Annotated in this window: 19 protein-coding genes; 8 read left to right on the plus strand and 11 right to left on the minus strand. The window is 67.6% G+C overall.

Annotation, left to right across the window (positions count from 1 at the left end):
• Window positions 1–52 precede the first annotated feature (52 nt).
• Entirely contained in the window at window positions 53–1231 is a 1179-nt protein-coding gene (locus WJ16_RS17805; protein WP_069258388.1) for a tetratricopeptide repeat protein, read from the minus strand.
• Between the two features lie 299 nt (window positions 1232–1530).
• Between WJ16_RS17805 and WJ16_RS17810 the strand changes: the two genes are divergently transcribed.
• The 3 genes from WJ16_RS17810 (at window position 1531) to WJ16_RS17820 (ending at window position 4956) form a co-directional block, all read left to right on the plus strand.
• Complete coding sequence (locus tag WJ16_RS17810) at window positions 1531–3267, plus strand: site-specific integrase (protein ID WP_069258389.1); 1737 nt, start codon at window positions 1531–1533, stop codon at window positions 3265–3267.
• Between the two features lie 373 nt (window positions 3268–3640).
• The gene (locus tag WJ16_RS17815; RefSeq protein ID WP_069258390.1) at window positions 3641–3964 is read left to right on the plus strand and encodes a TfoX/Sxy family protein; all 324 of its coding nucleotides are present in this window, start codon (window positions 3641–3643) and stop codon (window positions 3962–3964) included.
• 71 nt (window positions 3965–4035) lie between these two features.
• Entirely contained in the window at window positions 4036–4956 is a 921-nt protein-coding gene (locus WJ16_RS17820) for a hypothetical protein (RefSeq protein WP_069258391.1), read from the plus strand.
• Between the two features lie 27 nt (window positions 4957–4983).
• Here WJ16_RS17820 and WJ16_RS17825 read toward each other — a convergent pair whose 3' ends face one another.
• Complete coding sequence (locus tag WJ16_RS17825; protein WP_069258392.1) at window positions 4984–7158, minus strand: DUF4132 domain-containing protein; 2175 nt, start codon at window positions 7156–7158, stop codon at window positions 4984–4986.
• On the minus strand, window positions 7151–7300 hold the full coding sequence (locus WJ16_RS34875; protein ID WP_157126805.1) for a hypothetical protein: 150 nt from the start codon (window positions 7298–7300) through the stop codon (window positions 7151–7153). Before WJ16_RS34875 ends, WJ16_RS17825 begins: the two co-directional genes overlap by 8 nt.
• 433 nt (window positions 7301–7733) lie before the next feature.
• On the opposite strand from WJ16_RS34875, the gene WJ16_RS17830 reads away from it, so the two are divergent.
• Window positions 7734–9158 carry an aminotransferase-like domain-containing protein gene (locus WJ16_RS17830; protein WP_069258784.1) on the plus strand — a complete coding sequence of 475 codons (1425 nt, stop codon included), beginning with the start codon at window positions 7734–7736 and terminating at the stop codon, window positions 9156–9158.
• Between the two features lie 241 nt (window positions 9159–9399).
• Here the strand turns inward: WJ16_RS17830 and WJ16_RS17835 are convergent, their stop codons facing one another.
• Both WJ16_RS17835 and WJ16_RS17840 read right to left on the minus strand, forming a co-directional pair.
• A complete protein-coding gene (locus WJ16_RS17835; protein WP_069258785.1) occupies window positions 9400–10107 on the minus strand; it encodes a pirin family protein in 708 nt (235 codons plus the stop codon).
• Window positions 10108–10190: 83 nt separating this feature from the next.
• Window positions 10191–10955: an SDR family NAD(P)-dependent oxidoreductase gene (locus WJ16_RS17840; RefSeq protein ID WP_069258393.1), complete on the minus strand. Its 765-nt coding sequence runs from the start codon at window positions 10953–10955 to the stop codon at window positions 10191–10193.
• A gap of 141 nt (window positions 10956–11096) precedes the next feature.
• Here WJ16_RS17840 and WJ16_RS17845 point away from each other — a divergent pair, with 141 nt between their 5' ends.
• The gene (locus WJ16_RS17845; RefSeq protein WP_069258394.1) at window positions 11097–12014 is read left to right on the plus strand and encodes a LysR family transcriptional regulator; all 918 of its coding nucleotides are present in this window, start codon (window positions 11097–11099) and stop codon (window positions 12012–12014) included.
• 130 nt (window positions 12015–12144) lie between these two features.
• On the opposite strand, the gene WJ16_RS17850 is transcribed toward WJ16_RS17845, so the two are convergent.
• Complete coding sequence (locus WJ16_RS17850) at window positions 12145–13158, minus strand: LysR family transcriptional regulator (RefSeq protein WP_069258395.1); 1014 nt, start codon at window positions 13156–13158, stop codon at window positions 12145–12147.
• A 105-nt stretch (window positions 13159–13263) separates the two neighbouring features.
• On the opposite strand from WJ16_RS17850, the gene WJ16_RS17855 reads away from it, so the two are divergent.
• From WJ16_RS17855 to WJ16_RS17865, 3 genes are read left to right on the plus strand one after another with little or no spacing between them, the layout of a single operon-like run.
• Window positions 13264–13998 (plus strand): SDR family NAD(P)-dependent oxidoreductase, encoded by a 735-nt coding sequence (locus WJ16_RS17855; protein ID WP_069258396.1) that lies wholly within the window; start codon window positions 13264–13266, stop codon window positions 13996–13998.
• Between the two features lie 11 nt (window positions 13999–14009).
• The gene (locus tag WJ16_RS17860) at window positions 14010–14777 is read left to right on the plus strand and encodes an SDR family NAD(P)-dependent oxidoreductase (protein WP_069258397.1); all 768 of its coding nucleotides are present in this window, start codon (window positions 14010–14012) and stop codon (window positions 14775–14777) included.
• 27 nt (window positions 14778–14804) lie between these two features.
• Window positions 14805–15404, plus strand: coding sequence for an NADPH-dependent F420 reductase (locus WJ16_RS17865; protein ID WP_069258398.1), 600 nt, complete (start codon window positions 14805–14807; stop codon window positions 15402–15404).
• 248 nt (window positions 15405–15652) lie between these two features.
• Here WJ16_RS17865 and moaD read toward each other — a convergent pair whose 3' ends face one another.
• The 5 genes from moaD to fdhD form a co-directional block, all read right to left on the minus strand.
• A complete protein-coding gene (gene moaD, locus WJ16_RS17870) occupies window positions 15653–15910 on the minus strand; it encodes a molybdopterin converting factor subunit 1 (protein WP_069258399.1) in 258 nt (85 codons plus the stop codon).
• A gap of 58 nt (window positions 15911–15968) precedes the next feature.
• A complete protein-coding gene (locus tag WJ16_RS17875; RefSeq protein WP_069258400.1) occupies window positions 15969–16538 on the minus strand; it encodes a molybdenum cofactor biosynthesis protein MoaE in 570 nt (189 codons plus the stop codon).
• Between the two features lie 47 nt (window positions 16539–16585).
• A complete protein-coding gene (moaA, locus tag WJ16_RS17880) occupies window positions 16586–17710 on the minus strand; it encodes a GTP 3',8-cyclase MoaA (protein ID WP_069258401.1) in 1125 nt (374 codons plus the stop codon).
• Window positions 17711–17912: 202 nt separating this feature from the next.
• Window positions 17913–19124, minus strand: a complete 1212-nt coding sequence (locus WJ16_RS17885; protein ID WP_069258402.1) for a molybdopterin molybdotransferase MoeA — start codon at window positions 19122–19124, stop codon at window positions 17913–17915.
• Entirely contained in the window at window positions 19121–19993 is an 873-nt protein-coding gene (fdhD, locus tag WJ16_RS17890; RefSeq protein WP_069258403.1) for a formate dehydrogenase accessory sulfurtransferase FdhD, read from the minus strand. The genes WJ16_RS17885 and fdhD overlap by 4 nt, the downstream gene beginning before the upstream one ends.
• Window positions 19994–20271 lie beyond the last annotated feature (278 nt).

A 20271-nucleotide genomic window follows, 5' to 3' on the forward strand; every position in this document is an offset into this window, starting at 1 on the left:
CGCGGGCGGGCCCGCACGCTTTCTTGTTTCCCGCGCCGCCGTTGTTTCTCACTTACTCGCTGGCGGTATCCGGCGCCTTCGCGTCGTCCTGCCCGATCGGTATCGCCAGCCGCTTCACCGTCTCCGCCAGCTCCGCGTTCTTCGGCTGAATCTTCCGCGCCTGCGCGAACGCATCGCGCGCTTCATCCCGGCGCCCCATCTTCCACAGCACTTCGCCCTTGTGCGTCAGTCCGGTCGCTTGGGCTTCGCGCGCATCGTCGTCGCCGTCCTTCGCGAAGATCGCGATCGAACGGTCGAACCACGCGAGCGCCTCTTCATTGCGATCGAGCCGGTACAGCGCCCAGCCCTTGCTGTCGAGTGCATACGGATCGTCGGGCGACTTCGCGAGATGCGCGTCGATCATCTCGAGCCCCCGTTCGACTTCCACGCCGGCGTCCGCGAGCCGGTAGCCGATGTCGTTCAGGTGATCGTCCGGAATCCTGTCGAAATCGAGCGCGGCAGTCACGCGGCCCGCATCGCGTTCGGCGATCGCGAGCGACAGCAGCTTCGCGACGATATGCTGCCGTAAATCGCTGCTGATCCGGTCACCGTTGGCGACCAGCGTGCCGAGGTACTGCGTGTACAGGTCGGGCGCGCCCGGGGCGTTTGCGCTGTTCGCGATCGCCGCGCCTGGCCCCGCGCACCAGTCGGTGTCGGCCGAGCCGGCCAGTGTGCCGACGTAAAGATTGACGTTGCGCGGCGTGCGCGATTGCGCGTAGTAGGTGTAGCCGTTGGTATCCGAGTAGCCGCACGCCAGATATTCGTTCTCGACGTCCAGCACGTACGGGACGTGGCCAAGCGGTGTCGTGCCGCCCGGGTCGACCACCCGGAACGATTCGCCCATGTCGCCGTCGCCGATGACCGGGTTGAACACCCACTGCTTCTCCGGATGCCGTTTCGGCAGCCGGATCGTCACGGTGCGCCCGGCCGCGTCGGTCGTGCCGAAGATCACCCTGTCATGCTGATCCGGCTTGACGGGCAGCCCCGCGATGACCTGACCGGGCAGGAACAGCCGGTAGCGCGCATTCGGCAGCGGCTGCTGCGTGACGGGGTCGCGCAGCACGAACTGGTGAACGTAAGCCCCTTTTCCGAGCGACGCGGTCGGCGGGATATAGGTGCGCGCGTACGCGGCCGGCAGGGCGGTGCAGCTCAAGGTCGCGGCGACGAGCGCGGCGAGAAGGCGGGATGTCATGGATTTGCGGTTCTTGTTGGTAAAGGTGTTATTGACCGACGGCCGGAAATGCAATGAACGATCTGCGGGACTTTCGATGTCCCGCTGCGATCCCGATACGGATGGCCGGATCGTCCAGCGCAATTCAATGCGGATCTCTCCCGCCGCAACGTGATGCGGGGAAACGGCGGACGGATCACGCGCGAATGCAGTGCGCAGCATAACAGGCTGGGTCGAACGTCCCGCCCGTGAACTTTCATCTCGACGGAACGCCGAGCGCGACGTTTCCGGCCGCGCGCGCTTCTGTCAAACTTGCGACCATGAAACCGCGCCTCACCTCATCGCCTTCCTCCGATTCCGCGCCTGCGCCCGCAGGCTTTCCCGACGCCGACGAACTGGCCGCGCTGCGTGCGTGGTATGCGGGCATGACCGTGCGCCAGGCCGTCGAGCGCTACCTGCCCGATCGGCTCGGCGACGGGCGTTCGGCGCGCGGTGTGATCGGCGGCATCCGGCGCCGCCTCGTGCGCGTCGCGCGGCAAGCGGGCCGGCCCGATCTCGCGGAGCGGCTCGGTCATCCCGACGGTGAGCGTGCGCAGGCGGCGAAGGCCGCGGCCGAAGCGATCGGCGTGCTGCGTCATGCGCGCGCGCCGGTCCCGCAGATCAGCGACGACGTCGGCCTGTGGCTGCCCGCACGCGCGGTCGTCGCGCTGCGTGCGCACGGCATCGCGACGCTGGCCGACCTCACGGTGCGGATTCCGCGCCGGCGCCAGTGGTGGCGTGCGATCGCGGGCCTCGGCGTGGCCGGTGCGCGGCACATCGAGGCGTTTTTCGCCGCGCATCCGGACCTGACCGAACGGGCGCGCGCGCTGATCGCGGCGACGCCGCGCGGCAGCATCGTGCCGTGGGAGCAGTTGAAGCTGCCGCACGAGGTCGACGGCTCGGCCGGCACGTTCCGCGCGCCGCGCGCGACCTGCACGCTCGATGCGGACAACGACTACGCGGCCGTGCATGCGTGGTTGTCGCTGCACGAATCGGCCGCGACGCGGCGTGCGTACCGGAAGGAGGCCGAGCGGCTGATCCTGTGGGCGATCGTCGAACGCGGCCGCGCGCTGTCGTCGTTGACGACCGAGGATGCGGTCGCGTATCGCGCGTTCGTGCGGCGCCCGACGCCGCACGAGCGCTGGGTCGGGCCCGTGCGGCCGCGCGGCGCGCCCGACTGGCGGCCGTTCTCGGGCGCACTGTCCGCCCGCTCGGCGGCGTACACGCTGTCGGTGCTCGGCGCGCTGTTCCGCTGGCTGATCGAGCAGCGCTACCTGCTCGCGAATCCGTTCGCGGGCGTCAAGGTGCGCGACACGCGCGGCGCGAACGCACTCGACACGTCGCATGCGTTCACCGAAGGCGAGTGGCTGCTCGTGCGGACGATCGCCGACGGGCTCGAGTTCCGCAAAGCTACGGCGGCCGGCGCGCCGCAGTCGGGCTGGACGCCGGCCGCCGCGCAACGGCTGCGCTTCATTCTCGATTTCGGCTACGCGACCGGGCTGCGCGCGAGCGAGCTGGTCGGCGCGACGCTCGGCGACATCGAGACCGATGTGCACGGCGATGCGTGGCTGAAGGTGATCGGCAAGGGCGGCAAGGCCGCGCGGGTCGCGTTGCCGCCGCTAGCGCGCACGGGGCTCGACCGCTATCTGGTCGCGCGCCGGCTGCCGGTCACGCCGTCGCGCTGGCGGCCCGATACGCCGCTGATCCCGAGCCTCGCGGAAGACGGCGCGGCCGCGATCACGAGCGTGCGGCTGTGGAAGGTGATGCAGCGGTTCTTCGCGCAGACGGCCGAGCAGGTCGATGCCGACAATCCCGTGCTCGCGCAGAAGCTGCGGCAGGCGAGCCCGCACTGGATGCGGCATACGCATGCGACGCATGCGTTGGCGCGCGGTGCGGAGTTGACGACCGTGCGCGACAACCTGCGGCATGCGTCGATCTCGACGACGTCGATTTATCTGCACGGCGACGACGTGAAGCGCGCGCGGCAGATGTCGAGCGCGTTCGCGGCCGACAAGTAACGGCGTCGTTTCGGTCGGGCCGCTGCTGTGTGCGGGTCATGTCGGCTGTCGGCGCGTGTTTTGCCGCGTGCGTTTCCGCGCCGCGCTCGAAAGCGGGGCGGCCGCGCTGCGGCGCGTGGCGAATCCGTGCGTGCGGTTTTGACCATACGAGAAACATGCGATTCAGGTTTAAGCGCGGGCCGGATGTCGCACCGTCATGCAACTGTCACCGCCCATAGCGCAGCGCGCCATGGGCCGGCAAGCGCCGACCTCCGCGCGCTAATCCACGTTCCGCCGACGAAACGATGCCGCACCGCAGCGCAGTCGGATTTATCCATCGCGCGGAACGGTCCGCCACACACGACGGTCATAAACTTTTTGCAAGGAGCGGCGGATGGCATCGAGCCAAAGTACGGTCGATTTCATCGTCGAGCAGATGGCGGGGGCCGGCACGGTATCGGCACGCAAGATGTTCGGCGAGTACGGTATCTATTGCGACGGCAAGATGGTCGCGCTCGTTTGCGACGACCGGCTGTTCGTCAAGCCCACGGCCGAAGGCCGCGCGTTTCTCGGCACCTGCGACGAAGGCTCGCCGTATCCGGCCGCGAAACCGCACCTCGTGATCGGCGGCGAGCGCTGGGACGACCGCGAATGGCTGTCGGCGCTGATCCGGATCACCGCCGCGCAGTTGCCGGTGCCGGTCAAGCGCGGCCGCTAGCAGCCGTGCGCGATCCGCAGGCGTATTCTGTGATACATGCGCGCGGCCATCGCGCGCCAGGGAGTACAAGAATGGAGACATCCGGACATTCGTGCGGCACGCGGCTTGGCCGCCGCGCCGCGCGCACGCTCGTGGCGGCGTTGTGTGTCGGCTGGAGCGTGCTGTCGTTCGGCGCGGAGGCCGCGAACGGCGCGGCCGCGCTGCTCGACCGTTACCACAGCCTCGGCGCGCAACTGAAGGACAACGCGTTTCACCGGCCGCTGGTCCTCGAATCGGCGGAAGCGTCGTCGTCGCTGAAGGGCGACATCTACGCGGTGGTCGACTATCCGTACGCGGTCGTGAGTGGCCAGCTCGACGATCCCGCGCAGGGCCCCGCGAACTGGTGCGCGGTGCTGATCCTGCATCTGAACACGAAGTATTGCCACGCGTCGACCGGCAGCAACGGCCCGGTGCTCGACGTGAACCTCGGCCGCAAGATCCAGCAGAAGCTGCCGGACACCTATCGCGTGCAGTTCCGCTATCGTGTGGCGGCCGCGACGCCCGACTATTTCCAGGTCGACCTGACCGCCGACAGCGGCCCGATGGGCACGAAGGATTACCGGATCGCGCTGGAGGCCGTGCCGGTGGGCGGTTCGCGCACGTTCCTGCATCTCACGTATTCGTATGGCTTCGGCACGGTCGGGCGCATGGCGATGAAGACCTACCTGGCGACCGTCGGCAGCGACAAGGTCGGCTTCACGGCCGTCGGCGGCGGATCGGCCGCGCAGCCGCAGTACGTCGGCGGCGTGCGCGGGCTGCTGGAGCGCAACACGATGCGTTACTACCTCGCGATCGATGCGTATCTCGCGACGCTCGACAAGCCGCTCGATCAGCGCCTCGCGCGCTGGTTCGACGCGACCGAGCAGTATCCGCAGCAATTGCACGAGGTCGAGCGCGGCGCGTATCTGCAGATGAAAACGCAGGAGGTGCAGCGGCAGCAGGCGGCGCGGTAGGGGGCGCATGCCTCGCCGCATCGCCGCTCAGTCGAGCAACCCCGAGACCACATCAACGATCCGCTGCAACAACGCTTCGTCATAAGGCAGCCACGGCACCGCGCGCAGCGGCGACGGCGGCGGCTCGATCGCGGGTTCGACGGGCTCGCCGTCGCGCATCACGCGCCCGGTCGCGCAATGCACCGACCACGCACCGACACGCACATGCCGTTCGTCGATCGTCATCCGCCCTTGCGCGATCGGCCCCGCGAACACGAGCGACAGCACGTTCCTGCGATGCCGCGCCATCGTACTCAGCGGCAGATCCGACAACCGGTTCAGGCGCTCCCAGCGTTGTGCCTCGCGTTCGCGCCGGCGCGCCGGATCGGCCGTGAGCGCGGCGGCTGCGTCGCGTGTCGCGTCGTCGTCGAGCGCGAACGCGGCGACGCTCACGAGCAGGTCGACCGCGCGCGCCACTTCCGAGAACACGACACGATCGATCTCGCCGATCGGCAGCGGTACCCAACGGCGATCGTGCCGGCGTTCGAAATGCAGCCGGCGCGACGTGCCGTGGCTTTCCGAACCCGGATAGAGCCGCGCATCGACGAGAAAGGTCGCGCGCACGTCGCCGAACTCACGCACGAGCCCGTCGTCGTACGCGCGGATCGACCAGCCTTCGCGCCGAGCGACGCCGATCAGCGGCCGGCTCGACAGCACGTGGCCTTCGAACATCGCGGAATCGCTGGCCGGCGCATCGCCGTCGTCCGGTACGTAGTATTCGCGGAATGCCTGTCTGACCGGCTGCCGCAGCGTGCGGCCGACGATCGCGCGTTGCCACGCGAGGCGCTCGTCCGCGTCGGCCAGCAGCGGGTGCCATAGCCGGATCTCGCTGTCGCCGGCGATGTCGATCGCGTGCCCGGCCGTGTCGCGCAGCACGACCTTGCCTTTCGCGATCTCCGGCATGAACGACTGCGTCGAGCCATCGCGGCCGCGCGCGTGCCAGATCATGCGCGCGGCGAACGCGGCGCCGGCAGGCGCATCGACGAGGCGTTCGCGCCATTCGGCATGGCCGAGCGTCATCGGTTGCCAGAAGCCGGCTTCCATGCACGTGGCGAGCATCGCGAGCTGCTTCTTGTCGGGCTTCGCATCGAGCGTCATGCGCAGCGCGGTGCGCGGCCGCTCGCCGAGCGCGCGTTCGGCCGGCTTCAGGTTGCGCGCGAGCTTCTTCTGCACGCCGGCGTGACGCACGATGGCCAGCGCGTCGCGCAGCGCGCGCACGCTCTCGGGCGTCGGGATCGTCTCGACCGCGTGGCCGAGCGCGATCGCGAGCGATTGAGACGGCGCGGTCTTCGCGGCCGTCGGCGCGACGCACACGCCGGTCAGCAGCGGCCCGATCAGCGGACGCAGGCACGCTTCGTCGCGATAGGCGGCCACGCGAGCGGCGCGCGCGACGACCTGCGCGTCGTCGGTCGTAAACGCGCGATCGGCTTCGTACGGCACGGCGCCGGCATGCAAGGCCGCGACCTGCCGCGCGGCCTCGGTCAGCGCGTCGCGCGCGAAGGCGACGTACGCGGCGTCTTCCGCGAGCGTGACGGCCGGATCGCTGAAGTCGATCCACAGACGCTTCGGCGCGAAATAGCCGTCGTGGGTCGCGGCCAGCGCGAGCAACGCGGCCGGCCCGAGTTCAGGCAGCACGTCGAGTTCGCGCACGCGGAACGGCGAGTCGGCCAGCGCCAGGGCATACGCATCGCGTCGTGCCGAGAAGTCGCGGCGACCGGCGAACCAGTCGAGCGCATAGGCGCCATACGCGGACGCCCCGCGCATCCCTCCTTCCTCCGGTTCGCCCGCGATGCGGGCGAGTTCGGCCTGCAGCGCGGGCGACGGCAGCGCGTCGAGGCAGGGCAGATCCTCCAGCGCGCGTTGCCATCCGCCGGCAGGAATGTCGCGAAACAGTTCGAGCGCCGCGTCGGCGTCGACGAGCGGCACGAGGCCGAGCGCATCGATCTGCCCGCGCAGCCAGCGCGCGAATTCGGCGCGCGGGTCGTCGTACGCGTGGTCGCGCCGCATGAGGTCGTGCTCGACGCGACGCAGCGCCGGCCAGACGGCGCCCAGCGACGATGCGTCGAGCGTCGACAGGTCGGGCGGCGCCCCGGTGAAGCGCGGATGGTCCGCCGTGCCGGTCAGCCTCGCGCCGAGCTGCGCGACGAGGTCTCGGTCAGGCATGGGCGGACTCCTTGCCGGCGGCGCGCGACGGCCACGCGCCGGCGCGGCCGGAAGCGTCGTTCGTGTACCCGTTTTTCCGTCCCTGCCGGACGGCGCGGCTCGCGCCGACAAGCCCGGCTGCCTGTTCGATCGTGGATTGCATGGTCTGACTCCGGCAATGAAAAGCGTGCGGCGGCACAGTATTGCACCCCAATTGACGCAATCGGCGAATGGCAGCCCGGCGGGCGTTCCGGGCCGATCCGGCCGCGTGGCGCGGCCGCCCGCCCGTTTCATAAGACGTACAGTTCTCCCGCCATGCGCGATTCGCGCCGAACTGTACTCTTGTTCGCGCGATCGATGTGTGTACTCGTCGCCAACTGTTCTGCTCTTAAGATTCCATCATCAAGTGCACAGTGCCGCAGATCCAGTCGTCCCGGACCTCTGTTGGCGCATCTTCAAGAGAGCCAGGCGATGGAAAAGGCAAAACCGGAGGGAAGGATCAGGAATCACGACGGCCCGGTCGGCGGGCGAAACGCGTGCGCGCCGGATGCGCGTGGGATGGCCGTGCGGCCGCGCACACCGGCGGGAGGCACGCGATGAAACTCTATGAAAAACTCGCGGACGACATCGAGCGCCTGATCCGCCAGGGCGTGTACCGGCACGGCGACCGGATTCCGTCGGTGCGGCAGGCGAGCCAGCAGCACCGGATCAGCATCACGACCGTGCTGCATGCGTATCTGCTGCTGGAAAGCCGCGGCCTGCTCGAAAGCCGCCCGCAGTCCGGCTATTTCGTGAACCTGCGTCGCGACGACAGCCACGCGCCGGTGCGCGAGCTGCGGCCGTCGAAACCGATCGCGATTTCGTCGTCGGTGGACGTGAGCCGGCTCGTGCTGTCGACGCTGCGCTCGATCGGCACGGACGACGCGGTGCCGCTCGGTTCGCCGTATCCGGACCCGAGCCTGTTTCCGTTCGAGAAGCTGAACCGCTACGCGTACGCGGCCGGCCGCGACAAGTCGCTGTGGGGCGTGACCGACGGGCTGCCGCCCGGCCATCCGCGGCTGATCCGGCAGATCGCGCGGCGCTACCTGGAAAACGGGATGTCGGTGGACCCGAACGAGATCATCGTGACGGTCGGCGCGACGGAGGCGATCAACCTGTGTCTGCAGGCGGTGGCGAAGCCGGGCGACACGATCGCGGTGGAGTCGCCGACGTTCTACGCGATGCTGCACGCGATCGAGCGGATGGGGATGAAAGCGATCGAGGTGGCGACGCATCCGGAATACGGGATCGACGTCGCGGCGCTGGCCGCGATCGCGAAATCGCAGCCGATCGCCGCGTGCATGGTGATGCCGAACTTCCAGAACCCGCTCGGCTTCCAGATGCCGGATGCGCGCAAGCGCGAGCTGGTGGAATTCGCGACGAACGCGGGCATGCCGCTGATCGAGAACGGTGTGTACAACGAACTGTACTTCGGCGACGCACATCCGAGTTCGCTGAAGTCCTATGACCGCAGCGGGATCGTGTTGCATTGCTCGTCGTTCTCGAAGAGCCTGACGGCCGCGTACCGGATAGGCTGGGCACTGCCGGGCCGTTATCGCGACCAGGTCGAGAAGCTGAAATTCCTGAACACGCTCGCGACGCCGTCGCTGCCGCAGCTTGCGATCGCGGAGTTTCTCGAACGCGACGGCTACGAGCATCACCTGCGGCGGATTCGGAAGGCGTATGCGCAGCAGGCGAACCTGATGCGCGCGATGGTGTCGCGGTTCTTTCCGGAGGGCACGCGCATTTCGAGCCCGGCGGGGGGCTACGTGCTGTGGGTCGAGTTGCCCGCGCAGGTCGACGCGATGCGGCTGTACCAGCTCGCGCTGGAGCAGGGAATCACGATCGGGCCGGGCTACATGTTCTCGATCACGGACAGCTACCGGAACTTCATCCGGCTGAATTACAGCAGCCCGTGGTCGCCGGAGATCGAGCAGGCGGTGATCACGGTCGGCAAGCTGGCCGCGGCTTGCATGCGGTGAAGGGGCGTGCGCGGGGTTTTGCGCTTTTACGACGAAGCCGGCCTGGTGCCGGCTTTTTCTTGGTTCTTCGCGGATTCATGGGGATGTCGCTTGCCGGCCCATCACGGACATCCGGTCGCGCGGGATCGACGTCGGATCCTCATCGCAAAGCCGCCATTTAAAGCTACCAAACCGAGTCGTGTGCAAAACGTGGAAACCCGTGAAGAATGCCATCGCGCGCGAGCGCAACGGAATAATTTCCCTACCGTAAAAGCTCGACTATCACGACATCGGTGTCGTCTCGCGCTACCAACGTAAGCTGCGATTCGTCGCGTATGGCAACTCCGTCGCGTGGCGCGAGCCGGATTTCTCCGACATCCAGCCGACCATGATCGGCAACCAGATACGCCATGCGTGACGCCGGCAACACGTGATGCACCGTCGTGCCTTCGCGTAACGTCGCGATACGCACGCGCGCGTCCGCGTGAATAGGCAGCGCGCCCGCGCGCACATCGTCGGCATCGCCGCTCGCCAGCGTGACGAAGCGGCCTTCGCGACATCCGCGCGAACAGATACGCGTCGCCCAACGGGACGTGCCGCCCGGCGTGTGCGGACGTAACCAGATCTGGAATAGCCGCGCAGGCACATCTTCTTCGTTACGCTCGGCATGGTGGACCGCGGTGCCCGCACTCATCACCTGCAGGGAATCGGCGACCAGTCGCGCGCGATTGCCCGAGTCGTCTTCATACGTGATCGCGCCCGAGCACACCCATGTCACGATCTCAACGTCGCGGTGAGCATGCAGGTTGAAGCCCGAGCGCGGCGCGAACTCATCGTCGTTCCACACGTAGAGCGCGCCAAGCGGCGCATGGCCGACTCCTCCGCATTCGCCGAAGCGGAAATGCAGTCGCGTATCGAGCCGGTTGCGCCTGACTACGCCAAGCGAAAGGTAAGGACGATGTTCGATCATGATGTGCATTCGCTCAAACGCGCGCATTCGCCGGGCGCTGGTGCGATCGTCGAGGGCGCCGCAACCGCGCGCCCAGGCTGCGCTCAGACCTGCTGCTGGCCGCCATCGACGAATAGCTCGACGCCGTTCACGAAGCTCGCATCGTCAGAGGCCAGGAACAGCGCGGCGCTCGCGATCTCGCCCGGCTCGCCGAGACGCCCCATCGGGATCTGGGCAGCCAGGTAATCGGCGAGACCCTGGCGTTGGGCGGCATCGTCACCGGCGAGGTCGAGCAGGCCGGGCGTGCGCGTCGCGCCCGGGCTGATCGTGTTCACGCGGACGCGGCGGTCCTTCAGATCGAGAATCCAACTGCGTACGAAGGCGCGCACTGCGGCTTTCGATGCCGAATACACGCTGAATGCAGCCGTGCCCGCGCTGCCTGCCGTCGAACCCGTGAGGATCACCGACGCACCCTCGGCGAGCAGCGGCAGCGCCTTTTGTACCGTGAACAGCACGCCCTTCACGTTGCGATCGAAGGTGTCGTCGTAGTGTTCTTCGGTGATGCTGCCAAGCGGCAGCATCGAGCCGCCGCCGGCGTTCGCGAACAGCACGTCGAGATGCCCCTGTTCTTCCTTGATCTGCGCATACAGCGCGTCGAGCTCACTCATCTTCGTGGAATCGCCACGTACGCCCGTCGCGTTGCCGCCTGCTTCGCGGATGCCCTTCACCGCGGCATCGAGTTCGGCCTGACGGCGGCCGGTGAGGTAGACGTGCGCGCCTTCTGCCGCGAAACGCTGTGCGGTCGCGAGGCCGATGCCGCTGGTTGCGCCGGTAACGAGTGCAATCTTGTTGTCGAGCTTGCGTGCCATGGTGTTTCTCCTTTCGGTCGGTAACTGGATGACTGCGTTCGGTGTTGCGTGCTGCGATGTGAGGAGAATATCGACGGCCTTATCTTTTCGAAATAGAATTGATTGAAATCAACCGTTGCAAAAATGAAAAGATGAGGGGAAATGGCGAAGCTGCCTGATTTCGAAGGACTCGCGATGTTCGCGAAGGTCGCCGAGGAAGGATCGTTCGCGGCCGCGGCGCGCGCGATCGGGGTATCGGTGGCCACGGTGTCTCGTGGCGTCGCCCGTCTGGAAGACCGGCTAGGCGCGCGGCTCTTCAACCGCACGTCGCGCCAGCTCTCACTCACCGAGTTCGGCCGAACGATCTGCGAGACGGCCGGGGAGATCTACCGTCAGGCCGAAGAAGCAGAAAGCGCCGCGCGCGAGATGTCGGTGCAGCCGCGAGGACTGGTGCGTCTGGCCGTGCCGATGTCGTTCGGGCTGCGCTGGGTCGCGCCCCTGCTGCCCGCGTTCTTTCGCGCGTATCCGGAGGTGTCGATCGACCTGCATCTATCGGACGCGTCGGTCGACCTGGTTGCCGATGGCTTCGACGCCGCACTGCGCATTGCCGCGCTGCCGGATTCGTCGCTGGTGGCGCGACGGCTATGCGCGGTCACACAATTTGTGGTGGCGTCGCCCGCGTACCTGAAGCGCGAAGGACGGCCCGCGCATCCGCGCGAACTGGTGGGCCGGCCGTGTCTCTCATACGCATACCGCGCACGCAGCGACGTCTGGCGCTTCACGAACGCCTCGGGGGAGGAGGAGCTGGTCATGCCGGCCGGTCCGCTGCGCGTGACCAATTCCGATGCGCTGCTGCCCACGCTGCTTGACGGACTCGCAATTGCCGAGCTGCCCGAATTCATCGCCGCCGAGTATCTGGCCGATGGCCGCCTCGAAGCGATCCTCACCGACTGGTCGCTGACGAAGGGCGGCCTTTACTTCGTCACGCCATCGGCGCGCGCCCGTCCCGCCAAGGTGGCTGCGCTGTCCGATTATTTTGCGGAGCATCTGTCCGAGCCGTCATGGCGATGGCCGAAGTAATGCCTCCGACGAGCCGAATGGCTGGCTGCCCGTCCTCAGCTGTTGCGTGAGGTGTCGGACACGGTAGCAGCGGCAGATGCTTCCGAGCATTGCTGCCATCGAGGATTCGAGAAAGCGGACTTCCGGCCATCTACTTTGCGGACGTCCGCCGACGAGCGACGGGCCGTACTGGTTGCTCCCCGACCTTGACGGGCTTTCCGGCTTTTTTAGTCTTGTGCAAGACCGGGCTCTGGCTAGCATCCTTCGGGCAGCTCTGACAATCGCCGAGACGCTCAACGAGTTGCGCCTCGCATTCGGAAATCGAGTACCCGCGCCGCAGCGAGATCATGAAGGTGAGCGGACGCATGTGCCATGCGCGCCGTTGGAGTTCGACCAGTGTTCCCTTCGCGAGGTCGTCATCGACCATATGGCGCGGCATGTGACCCCAGCACAAGCCGCCCCTGAGCAGATCGTGCTTCGCGCCGAGGTCATTCACCCACCACTGGCGTTCACTGGCGACCCCCTGTTGCGTCTTTTCCGCATCGGGCTGATTGTCCGTTACAACGAGCTGGATGTGCCGGGCAAATTCCTCCCGTGGAATTTGCCCCGCGATCGAGGCCAGCGGATGCGATGGCGCACAGACGGTCACCATTTGCGCGTCGCATAGATGCTGCCTTTCGATGGTGCCGGGGCTCAGCTCCGGCACGTCCGTGATCGTCACCGCCAATGCGCACGTGCCTTCGAGAACCAGACGCTCGCCGCCCTGCATGGTTGTCATGCGCAGATTGATCGCAACCGTCGGATAGTCCGTCTGCAAGGTGCGCAGGCATTCGATCAGGTGCGCACGTGGGAAATAGGTATCCACGGCAATCGAGACCTGTGGGACGCCGGCTTCGGCAATCGCAACCGCACGCATCTTCATTTCCTCGGTGCGCGAGATGACCCCGCGCGCGTCAGGCAGGAGGCTGCGGCCCGCGGCCGTCAGCGTCGCCTTGCGAGTGTTGCGCTCGAACAGCACCACATCGAAGGCGCTCTCGAGTGCGCCGATCGCATGACTGATCGCGGACTGTGCGCGCCTCAGCTGCCTTGCCGCTCCGGAAAAGCTTCCCTGGTCACACACGGCGACGAATGCCCGAAGTTGATTGATGGTGACGTTGTCCAGCATATCTATCTAGAAAGTAGATGGTATTTATAGATATTCAGTCAATTGGCTTTATGAATCAAGGGCCTCAGAATCGGTTTGTCGCTTTTGTTTCGAAGGATGCAAGACATGAACAGACTGAACGGAAAGACCGCGGTGATCACCGGTGGCGCTACCGGCATCGGCCGCGCCGCGGCAAAGCGTTTCATCGAGGAGGGCGCCTTCGTCTTCATCTTCGGCCGCCGGCAGGAAGCACTCGACGCCGCCGTGGCCGACCTCGGGCCCAATGCCCGTGCAGTGAAGGGCTCGGTCTCCGACCTGGCCGACCTCGACCGGCTCTACGCGGCGGTGAAGGCCGAGCGCGGCACCCTCGACGTCGTTTTCGCCAATGCCGGGGCGGGAAGCCAGCTGCCACTCGGCCAGATTACCGCCGGGCACATCGACGAAATCTTCGATACCAACGTAAAGGGTTCGATCTTCACGGTCCAGAAGGCGCTGCCTCTGATGGGCCAGGGCGGTTCGATCATCCTGACCGGATCGAGCGCCGGCACCACGGGCGCCCCGGCATTCAGCGCCTACAGCGCGAGCAAGGCGGCCGTGCGCAACCTCGCACGGACCTGGGCAGAGGACCTGAAGGGCACCGGTATCCGGGTGAACGTGCTGTCCCCTGGGCCGACTGCGACCGAACTCGCGAAGGAAGCGCTCGGCGAGGAAGGCATGAAGGTCTTCGCTTCGCTCAATCCGCTCCAGCGTATGGCCGATCCGGCGGAGATCGCGGCGGTGGCCGCCTTTCTCGCGTCGTCGGACAGCAGCTTCATGACCGCCAGCGAGGTTGCCGTGGACGGTGGCCTCGCACAACTCTGAGGAAAAGACAGATGACTCAATCGCTGAAGGGCAAGACAGCGCTCGTTACCGGGGCATCGCGAGGCATTGGCCGCGCCATTGCCGAACGTCTTGCAAAGGACGGCGCGCTGGTCGCGCTGACCTACAACGCCAGCAAATCCGCCGCGGACGAGGTGGTCGCGGCCATCGAGAAAGCGGGCGGCACCGCGTTCGCGATCCATGCGGACCTCGTCGACCCGGCGGCCGTCCCGGCCTTGTTCGCGAGACTTGACGACGAGTTCACCCGACGGAACGGCAGCAAGGCCCTCGACATTCTGGTCAACAACGCCGGCAATTCCGGCTGGGTCGGCTTCAGGGACGCGACGCCGGAGAGCTGGGACACCCTGATGGCGGTCTACGCCCGTGCGCCCTTCTTCATCGTTCAGGCCGCGCTCGATCGTCTCGCCGATGGCGGACGCATCGTCAACATTTCTTCCGCTGCCGCCACGAAGCCCGTGACCGCTGCGCCCGTCTACTCGATGGCGAAAGCGGCCATCAACACGCTGACCCATACGCTCGCCATCGAGCTGGGGCCGCGTGGCATCACCGCGAACGCGGTCGCGCCGGGCTACACGCGAACGGATGCGAACGCAGCCTTGCGGGAGAACCCCGAACTCGTCAAGGCGCTCGAGGCCCAGATCGCGCTGGGACGCTGTGGCGAGCCTTCGGAAATCGCCGCCGTCGTTGCGTTCCTCGCTTCCGATGATGGCCATTGGGTGACGGGCCAGACGATCGAAGCGAGCGGCGGCTACAAGCTCTGAGCGCGCCGGGAAACGACGGAGAAACCTATGAGTTACGCAATCATCGGCTTCGGCAAGATTGGCCGCGCACTTGCCAGGGCGTTCGCCCGCAACGGTATCGAGGTGGCCGTTGCAACCACGCGCGACCCGAAGAGCTTTGCAGCCGAGGCAGCCGCGATCGGACCCACGATCATTCCCCAAACCCTGACTGAAGCCGTCAAGGCGGACATCGTCTTTCTGGCAGTGCGTTTCGAGTCGCACGCGGAGGTCGCAAAAGCACTGCCCGACTGGACGGGGAAGTCCATCGTCGACGCGATGAACACGCAGGCCCCGCTCGAGGAGCTGAGCGGTCTCCCTTCTTCTGCCTTCGTCGCGAAGGCGTTCACCGGAGCCCGGCTGGTGAAAGGCTTCAACCATCTGGTCGCGGCCGTCCTCGATCGGAATCCGGCCGAGCACGGTGGCAGGAGAGTCGTGTTTCTCGCGAGCGACGACGACGCCGCAGCAGCGAAGATCGGCGAGCTTGCGGAAAACCTCGGTTTCGCGCCGATCGAACTCGGCGGGCTGTCGGAGGGTGGACTACTTGTGCATGCGCGCGGGAAAAGCTGGGGTCGGCTGATCTTCAAGGACCTGATCAAGTTCGACCAATGACAACGGCTTGCGGCCATTTCGCTGAGTCGAATGGCCGATTACCGGTGCGGACTCGACCCGTCGATGCAGCGGCCCCGGGATCACGGCCACCAGGCGCATGCACACCGTGATCCCGGTGAACACGCCGGGCACTTCGAAATCTTTCAGCAGCGTCGCGACGCCGCCCGCCCGGCGGTCATTCCCGAAACCTGTGGGTGTGTGCTGCACGGGGCCGTCGACGTCATGATGAATTGCGGCCCATCGTCATGTCACCCACCCGTCACCGGCGGAAAAAACGCCACTTCGCTATCTTCCCGCACGACGAAGCCGCCCGTGACCATCTCGAGATTGACGGCCGCCCGTACGGGCCGGTCCATCCGCAGCGCTTCGGCGCTGCGCGCGTCGCGCGCGGCCAGCGTGCTGCGCAGCGCATCGACGGTCAGTTCGCGCGCATCGATCTCGACGGTTTCCTCGTCGGTATCGAGTTGCTCGCGGATGCTTGCAAAGTATTTGATCGTCAGTTTCATCGCGATGTCTTGAATGGAATCGGAACCGGCGGAGTCGGAAAACGCGCAGCGGGCGCGCTCACCCCCAGCGCCGCATCGCCTGGTCGTCGTGCGCCTTCGCCTCGACCCAGCCGGATGCGCCGTCGTGGCGGATCTCCTTCTTCCAGAACGGCGCGTGGGTCTTCAGGAAGTCCATCAGGAACTCGCATGCATCGAACGCGGACCCGCGATGCGCGGCGGCCACCACGACCAGCACGACCGCCTGGCCGAGCGGAATGCGGCCGACGCGATGCACGATCTTGATCGCTTCGAGCTGCCAGCGCGCGCTCGCTTCCTCGACGATGCTCCACAGCGCCTGTTCGGTCATCGTCGGATAGTGCTCGACTTCGAGCGCGACGACGTCGTCGACGTCGCCTTCGTTGCGCACGACACCGAGAAAATTCACGACCGCACCGACATTCGGATTGCGAACGATCGGCGCCAGTTCGGCGCCCGCGTCGATCGGCACGTACTGCACGCGCACTTCGAAGCCGGCGGTGATCGCCGGCGGCGGCTCGGGGTGCGGGTCGGTCGTGCCGTCGGGTGCAGGGCCGGCGGCATGCAACGGATCGTCTGGCAGCCCGGCGCGGGATTCGGTGAAGGTCGTCATGACAGGTTCTCCAGTGGGCGGTGCGTTCCGGGTCGCGCGGCGGCCCCTCAGCCGCCGACCAGCGACATGCGCACGGTCGGATAGGTCTTGCCCGGCGCGCGGGCCGGCCGGGCGGCCCGACGCTCGGAATAGCGGTCGTCGCGGTGCGTCCAGCGCTCGCGCACGGCGGTGGCGAGATCGCCGGCCGAGGTTGCGTCGTCGAGCCACGGCCGCAGGTCGGTGCCCTGCGTCGCGAACAGGCACGTATAGAGCGTGCCGTCGGCCGACACGCGGGCGCGCGAACAGGTGCCGCAGAACGGATGCGACACGCTCGCGATGAAGCCGACTTCGCCCGCGCCGTCGATGTGCGCGCAACGGATCGCGGTCGCGTCGTGCGCCGGTTCGCCGACGAGCACGAGCGGATAGTGCGCGTCGATCGTCTCGCGCATCTGCGCGGCGGGCACGACCTTGTCGCCGGACCACAAATGCGCGCCGCCGACGTCCATGTATTCGATGAACCGTACGGCCACGCCCGTATGCCGGAAGTGCCGCACGAGCGGCAGGATCTGGTCGTCGTTCGCGCCGCGTTCGATCACCGCGTTGACCTTGACCGGCGCAAGCCCGGCCGCCTGCGCGGCCTCGATGCCGGCCAGCACGCGCGACACGGGCACGTCGGCATCGCTCATCCGGCGGAACACCGCGTCGTCGAGCGCATCGAGGCTGACGGTCACGCGCGACAACCCCGCGTCGCGCAGCGAACGTGCCTTCGCGGCCAGCAGCGAGCCATTGGTCGTCAGCGCGATTTCGACGGGCTTGCCGTCGACGGTCGTCAGCGCGGCGAGGCGTTCGATCAGCGCTTCGAGATTGCGGCGCAGCAGCGGTTCGCCGCCCGTGATGCGGATTTTTTCGACGCCGAGCGACGTGAACGCGCGGGCGATCTTCTCCAGTTGTGCGAACGACAGCCGGTCGGACGACTGCATGAACGCGTAGTCGGGGCCGAAGGTGTCGCGCGGCATGCAGTAGCCGCAGCGGAAATTGCACTGGTCGATCACGGACAGGCGCAGGTCGCGCAGCGGGCGGCCGAGCGTGTCGGTCGTGCGGAGAAAAGCGCCGGGCGATGCGCGGCCGGAAGGTGCGGCCGCGGCCGGCGCGGCGGAAGCGATGGCATTCACGATCGGTTCGTCGGCCTGCAAGAAGTAAGCGGTGGGGCGTCGCCGGTCGGACGAACGCGTGCGGATGTGCACTCGCGCGGCGCGTGACGAGCCTCATCGTGAGGATAGTCCGCCGGGTTTTCCCGGCAGGGGCACAATCGCGTCCGAATTGCAGGAATACAGTTCGCGATGCGGGCGGCGCGGCGGCGAATGCCGTGGGTCGGACGCATGACGGCCGGCGCGCTCATGCGAGCCACTGCGCGAATTCGTAATACGGAACCGCGTCGCCGCGCGCGATGCGCCGCCCGGCCGGCAGCCGGGCCAGCCCGCTCGCCTGCACGAGCGACTGCAGCGTGCCGGCGCCTTGCTGGCGCAGCGTATCGAGGACGGGCGCGCCGTCGAGCCCGACGGCGCAGTGCACGCGCACGAAGCGCTCGCGCTGCGCATCGGGCTCGAAGTCGGCGTCGATCGGCAGCGACGGCACGATCGGCACGCGCACGTCGCGGCCTTGGAGCCGGCGGATCAGCGGCGCGACGAACAGCGCGAACGCGGTCATCGCGGCGCCCGGATTGCCGGGCAGCAGCACCACCGGCCGCGTGTCGAGCCGGGCGAGTGCAACCGGCTTGCCCGGCTTCATGCGCACGCCGGTGACGATGAACGATGCGTCGAGTGCGTGCAGCGCGGGGCGCAGCAGGTCCTTGTCGCCGACCGACGCGCCGCCGACGCAGATCACGAGGTCGCAGCCCGCGTGCAGGTCGCGCAGCGCGCGATCGACGGCGGGCGCGGTGTCGGCCGCATGCACGTTCGTCGCGACCTCGGCGCCGGTTCCCGCGACCAGCGCGGCGAGCATCGGCGCATTGCTGTTGTAAATCTGTTGCGGCGCACGCGGCTGGCCGCACGCGACGAGTTCGTCGCCGGTCGTCAGGATGCCGACGCGCAGCGCCGGCCGCACGTCGACATGCGCGAGCCCCTGCGCGGCCGCCACGCCGACGTGCATCGCGCCCATGCGCACGCCGGCCGGCACGAGCAGGTCGCCGGCGCGCACTTCCTCGCCGCGGCGGCGGATATGCGTGCCGCGCTGCGGCGCGTCGAAGACGACCTGGCCGTCCTGCTCGCGGGCGTGCTCCTGCATCACGACGGTGTCCGCGCCGGGCGGAATCACGCTGCCGGTGAAGATCCGCGCGGCCGTGCGCGGGGCGAGCGGCGCCGGCGTGTCGCCCGCATAGCAGCGTTGCGCGACGGGCAGCGGCTCGCCCGATGCGAGATCCGCGTGACGTACAGCGTAGCCGTCCATCGCGCTCTGGTCGGCCGGCGGCTGGTCGAGCACGGCGGTGAGCGGCGCGGCCAGCACGTGGCCGGCGGCTTGCGCGACCGGGACGGCGCGGGTGGCGTCGAGCGGCGCGAACGCGCTCGCGAAATGCTGCTGCGCGGTATCGAAATCGGTCAGTGGTGTCATCGGGGGAGCGCCGAATGCGCCTGAGCGGGCGCCGGTTGATCAGGGGGAACGGCGTCGGGCGACACGTACTCGGCGAAGCCGTCGTTGCGGCAGAAGCCGAGCAGTCGCACGCCGGCTTCGCGGGCGACGTCGATCGCGAGCGACGTCGGTGCCGAGATCGTCGCGATCATCGGGATGCCGACCCGCGCGGCCTTGCGTACCAGTTCATAGCTTGCGCGGCTCGACAGGAACACGAAGCCGTCGTGAAGGTTCGCGCGGCGCCGCGCGAGCCGGCCGATCAGCTTGTCGAGCGCGTTGTGGCGGCCGACGTCCTCGAACACGTCGAGCACCGCGCCGTCGCGGTCGCACCATGCGGCCGCGTGGATGCCGCCCGTCTCGCGCATCAGCGTTTGACGGGCCGGCAACGCCCGCGCGGCGCGTTCGAGCGCTTGCGCGCCGATCCCGGCGGCCGAGCCGGCGGCGGCGATGCGCGGCGGGTGCAGGTCGAGCTGCGCGATGCTTTCGATCCCGCATACGCCGCAGCCGGTGCGGCCGGCCAGTGCGCGCCGGTGCGCCTTCATCGCCATGAACGCCTGCTGCGACACGGTGAGCCGCACTTCGGCGCTGCCGGGCCGGCATTCGCTTTCGATGTCGAACACGTCCGACGCGCGCTCGACGATGCCTTCGCTCAGCGCGAAGCCGAGGCCGAACACGTCGAGATCGATCGGCGTGGCCATCATGACCGTGTGCGCGATGCCGTTGAATACGAGTGCAACCGGCGTTTCGTCGACGACGCGGTCGACGGTGTCGCGCGCTTCGCCGGCACGGTGACGCGTCACATGACACGCGGTGCTGCCGGTCGGGTCGTCGCGACGGATGCAGGACTCCATGCGGTTTTCTCCAGGGAATCGGCCGGCGGGCCGGCCGGTTCGGGCGCATGCGCCGGACCACGGGAATCGATGCTGCCGGGCGGATTCGGCCGGAGAAGGCGCGCCGTGGCGGCAGGCAAGCGTTGGACCGGATGTTAACGGGGATGAAAGGCGAGCCGGATGTACAGCGCCGCTACGCGGAAAGCAGTACAGCTGAGTGTCCCGCAGGCACGAAATGTGTTTTCCGTACACACATCTTCGGCCACGGCAGCAGCACAGTTTCAGCGCACGTTCGAACG

Source organism: Burkholderia metallica (genome assembly GCF_001718555.1).
GTDB lineage: Bacteria > Pseudomonadota > Gammaproteobacteria > Burkholderiales > Burkholderiaceae > Burkholderia > Burkholderia metallica.

Coding starts and splice junctions, on each gene's coding strand:
- WJ16_RS17805 (WP_069258388.1), bottom strand. CDS start 1,231: ATGACATCCCGCCTTCTCGCCGCGCTCGTCGCCGCGACCTTGAGCTGC.
- WJ16_RS17810 (WP_069258389.1), top strand. CDS start 1,531: ATGAAACCGCGCCTCACCTCATCGCCTTCCTCCGATTCCGCGCCTGCG.
- WJ16_RS17815 (WP_069258390.1), top strand. CDS start 3,641: ATGGCATCGAGCCAAAGTACGGTCGATTTCATCGTCGAGCAGATGGCG.
- WJ16_RS17820 (WP_069258391.1), top strand. CDS start 4,036: ATGGAGACATCCGGACATTCGTGCGGCACGCGGCTTGGCCGCCGCGCC.
- WJ16_RS17825 (WP_069258392.1), bottom strand. CDS start 7,158: ATGCCTGACCGAGACCTCGTCGCGCAGCTCGGCGCGAGGCTGACCGGC.
- WJ16_RS34875 (WP_157126805.1), bottom strand. CDS start 7,300: ATGCAATCCACGATCGAACAGGCAGCCGGGCTTGTCGGCGCGAGCCGC.
- WJ16_RS17830 (WP_069258784.1), top strand. CDS start 7,734: ATGAAACTCTATGAAAAACTCGCGGACGACATCGAGCGCCTGATCCGC.
- WJ16_RS17835 (WP_069258785.1), bottom strand. CDS start 10,107: ATGATCGAACATCGTCCTTACCTTTCGCTTGGCGTAGTCAGGCGCAAC.
- WJ16_RS17840 (WP_069258393.1), bottom strand. CDS start 10,955: ATGGCACGCAAGCTCGACAACAAGATTGCACTCGTTACCGGCGCAACC.
- WJ16_RS17845 (WP_069258394.1), top strand. CDS start 11,097: ATGGCGAAGCTGCCTGATTTCGAAGGACTCGCGATGTTCGCGAAGGTC.
- WJ16_RS17850 (WP_069258395.1), bottom strand. CDS start 13,158: ATGCTGGACAACGTCACCATCAATCAACTTCGGGCATTCGTCGCCGTG.
- WJ16_RS17855 (WP_069258396.1), top strand. CDS start 13,264: ATGAACAGACTGAACGGAAAGACCGCGGTGATCACCGGTGGCGCTACC.
- WJ16_RS17860 (WP_069258397.1), top strand. CDS start 14,010: ATGACTCAATCGCTGAAGGGCAAGACAGCGCTCGTTACCGGGGCATCG.
- WJ16_RS17865 (WP_069258398.1), top strand. CDS start 14,805: ATGAGTTACGCAATCATCGGCTTCGGCAAGATTGGCCGCGCACTTGCC.
- moaD (WP_069258399.1), bottom strand. CDS start 15,910: ATGAAACTGACGATCAAATACTTTGCAAGCATCCGCGAGCAACTCGAT.
- WJ16_RS17875 (WP_069258400.1), bottom strand. CDS start 16,538: ATGACGACCTTCACCGAATCCCGCGCCGGGCTGCCAGACGATCCGTTG.
- WJ16_RS17885 (WP_069258402.1), bottom strand. CDS start 19,124: ATGACACCACTGACCGATTTCGATACCGCGCAGCAGCATTTCGCGAGC.
- fdhD (WP_069258403.1), bottom strand. CDS start 19,993: ATGGAGTCCTGCATCCGTCGCGACGACCCGACCGGCAGCACCGCGTGT.